We start from the raw sequence: 3,473 nt of genomic DNA, 5'->3' as shown, positions 1-3,473 counted from the left end.
TTGTGGTCAAGTTTTTAAGAGCACACGGTGGATGCCTTGGCATCAGGAGCCGAAGAAGGACGTGGGAATCTGCGAAAAGCCTGGGGGAGTCGATAACCGGACCGTGATCCCAGGATGTCCGAATGGGGAAACCCCGCCCGGCGCGCGAGTGACCGGGTGACCCGCATCTGAACACATAGGGTGCGTGGAGGGAACGCGGGGAAGTGAAACATCTCAGTACCCGCAGGAAGAGAAAACAATAGTGATTCCGTTAGTAGTGGCGAGCGAACGCGGACGAGGCCAAACCGGTCCATGTGTGATAGCCGGCGGGCGTTGCATGGTCGGGGTTGCGGGACTTTCCGTTGCTGTTCTGCCGGACAGCTGGAGTGAGTGCGGATGCATAGGTGAACGGTCTTGAAAGGCCGGCCGGAGAAGGTGTTAGCCCTGTAACCGTAATGTGTGCCGCCGCTTGGAGAGGATCCCAAGTAGCACGGGGCCCGAGAAATCCCGTGCGAATCTGCCAGGACCACCTGGTAAGCCTGAATACTACCTGATGACCGATAGCGGACAAGTACCGTGAGGGAAAGGTGAAAAGTACCCCGGGAGGGGAGTGAAACAGTACCTGAAACCGTGTGCTTACAATCCGTCGGAGCGGGCTTTGTTCCCGTGACGGCGTGCCTTTTGAAGAATGAGCCTGCGAGTTAGTGTTACGTCGCGAGGTTAACCCGTGGGGGGAAGCCGTAGCGAAAGCGAGTCTGAACAGGGCGTTGCAGTGGCGTGATCTAGACCCGAAGCGGAGTGATCTACCCATGGCCAGGTTGAAGCGACGGTAAGACGTCGTGGAGGACCGAACCCACTTCAGTTGAAAATGGAGGGGATGAGCTGTGGGTAGGGGTGAAAGGCCAATCAAACTCCGTGATAGCTGGTTCTCCCCGAAATGCATTTAGGTGCAGCGTTGCGTGTTTCTTGCCGGAGGTAGAGCTACTGGATGGCCGATGGGCCCTACAAGGTTACTGACGTCAGCCAAACTCCGAATGCCGGTAAGTCAGAGCGCAGCAGTGAGACTGTGGGGGATAAGCTTCATAGTCGAGAGGGAAACAGCCCAGACCACCAACTAAGGCCCCTAAGCGTGTGCTAAGTGGGAAAGGATGTGGAGTTGCCCAGACAACCAGGAGGTTGGCTTAGAAGCAGCCACCCTTGAAAGAGTGCGTAATAGCTCACTGGTCAAGTGATTCCGCGCCGACAATGTAGCGGGGCTCAAGTACACCGCCGAAGTTGTGGCATCCGCGTATGTTCCAAGCCTTCGTGGTTCAGGAGCGCGGATGGGTAGGGGAGCGTCGTGTGGGCGGTGAAGCCGCGGTGGAAACCAGTGGTGGAGCCTACACGAGTGAGAATGCAGGCATGAGTAGCGAAAGACGGGTGGGAAACCCGTCCGCCGAATGATCAAGGGTTCCAGGGTCAAGCTAATCTGCCCTGGGTAAGTCGGGACCTAAGGCGAGGCCGACAGGCGTAGTCGATGGACAACGGGTTGATATTCCCGTACCGGCGAAAAACCGCCAATACCGAGCCGGTGATACTAACCGCCCAAACCGTGCATGTGTGCCCTTCGGGGCCGGTGTGTGCGGGGCGCGCGGGACCTGATCCGGGGAGGTAAGCGTATTAACAGGTGTGACGCAGGAAGGTAGCCAGGCCGGGCGATGGTTGTCCCGGTCCAAGGATGTAGGGCGAACGGTAGGCAAATCCGCCGTTCACTGAGCCTGAGACCTGACGGGACCCCCGCATGGGGGGATCTGGTGATCCTATGCTGCCGAGAAAAGCATCGACGCGAGGTTTTAGCCGCCCGTACCCCAAACCGACACAGGTGATCAGGTAGAGAATACCAAGGCGATCGAGAGAATTATGGTTAAGGAACTCGGCAAAATGCCCCCGTAACTTCGGGAGAAGGGGGGCCCCAACCTTGAACCGCCCGCGCGGCGGGGAGGGGATCGGGGCCGCAGAGACCAGGGGGAAGCGACTGTTTACTAAAAACACAGGTCCGTGCGAAGTCGCAAGACGAGGTATACGGACTGACTCCTGCCCGGTGCTGGAAGGTTAAGAGGACCGGTTAGCCCGTTCGCGGGCGAAGCTGGGAATTTAAGCCCCAGTAAACGGCGGTGGTAACTATAACCATCCTAAGGTAGCGAAATTCCTTGTCGGGTAAGTTCCGACCTGCACGAATGGAGTAACGACTTCCCCGCTGTCTCAACCATAAACTCGGCGAAATTGCACTACGAGTAAAGATGCTCGTTACGCGCAGCAGGACGGAAAGACCCCGAGACCTTTACTATAGTTTGGTATTGGTGTTCGGTGTGGCTTGTGTAGGATAGGTGGGAGACTGTGAAACCCGGACGCCAGTTCGGGCGGAGTCATCGTTGAAATACCACTCTGGTCACTCTGGACATCTAACTTCGGCCCGTAATCCGGGTCAGGGACAGTGCCTGATGGGTAGTTTAACTGGGGCGGTTGCCTCCTAAAGAGTAACGGAGGCGCCCAAAGGTTCCCTCAGCCTGGTTGGCAATCAGGTGGCGAGTGTAAGTGCACAAGGGAGCTTGACTGTGAGAGAGACATCTCGAGCAGGGACGAAAGTCGGGACTAGTGATCCGGCGGCACATTGTGGAATGGCCGTCGCTCAACGGATAAAAGGTACCTCGGGGATAACAGGCTGATCTTGCCCAAGAGTCCATATCGACGGCATGGTTTGGCACCTCGATGTCGGCTCGTCGCATCCTGGGGCTGGAGTAGGTCCCAAGGGTTGGGCTGTTCGCCCATTAAAGCGGTACGCGAGCTGGGTTTAGAACGTCGTGAGACAGTTCGGTCCCTATCCGCTGCGCGCGCAGGAAATTTGAGAAGGTCTGTCCTTAGTACGAGAGGACCGGGACGGACGAACCTCTGGTGTGTCAGTTGTACTGCCAAGTGCACCGCTGATTAGCTACGTTCGGATTGGATAACCGCTGAAAGCATCTAAGCGGGAAGCCGGCTTCAAGATGAGATTTCCATCCCCGCAAGGGGGAGAGGCCCCCAGCCAGACCACTGGGTTGATAGGCCGGATGTGGAAGCAGGGACTAACGACCTGTGAAGCTGACCGGTACTAATAGGCCGATAACTTACACCACACCAAAAAGAGTGCTACGCGTCCGCTATGTGGTTCCCAGACAACAACCCGGGAACAAACCATAATTGAATAACAGCCAGTCACCACGCAGGTACTGGCCGTAACCCGAAAAGACTTCACACCCCACCCCCCGCACACCGGGGCCCGGGGAACGTGAAAACGAGTTACGGCGGTCATAGCGCGGGGGAAACGCCCGGTCCCATTCCGAACCCGGAAGCTAAGACCCGCAGCGCCGATGGTACTGCACCCGGGAGGGTGTGGGAGAGTAGGTCACCGCCGGACACAACCACCACGATGAGGGGCACCGCCAACGACGGCGGCGCCCCTCACCGCATTTAACCAC

The 3,473-nt window shown here is 57.6% G+C and carries 2 rRNA genes; both read left to right on the top strand.

Features of this window, described 5'->3' with window-relative positions:
• The first annotated feature begins 4 nt into the window (after window positions 1-4).
• A 23S ribosomal RNA gene (locus AHIS1636_RS19905) occupies window positions 5-3,131 on the top strand.
• Between the two features lie 164 nt (window positions 3,132-3,295).
• A 5S ribosomal RNA gene (gene rrf, locus AHIS1636_RS19900) occupies window positions 3,296-3,412 on the top strand.
• The last annotated feature ends 61 nt before the right edge of the window (window positions 3,413-3,473 follow it).

This window comes from Arthrobacter mangrovi (genome assembly GCF_026011795.1).
Lineage (GTDB): Bacteria > Actinomycetota > Actinomycetes > Actinomycetales > Micrococcaceae > Crystallibacter > Crystallibacter mangrovi.
This window is presented reverse-complemented; position numbering and strand designations above follow the sequence as displayed.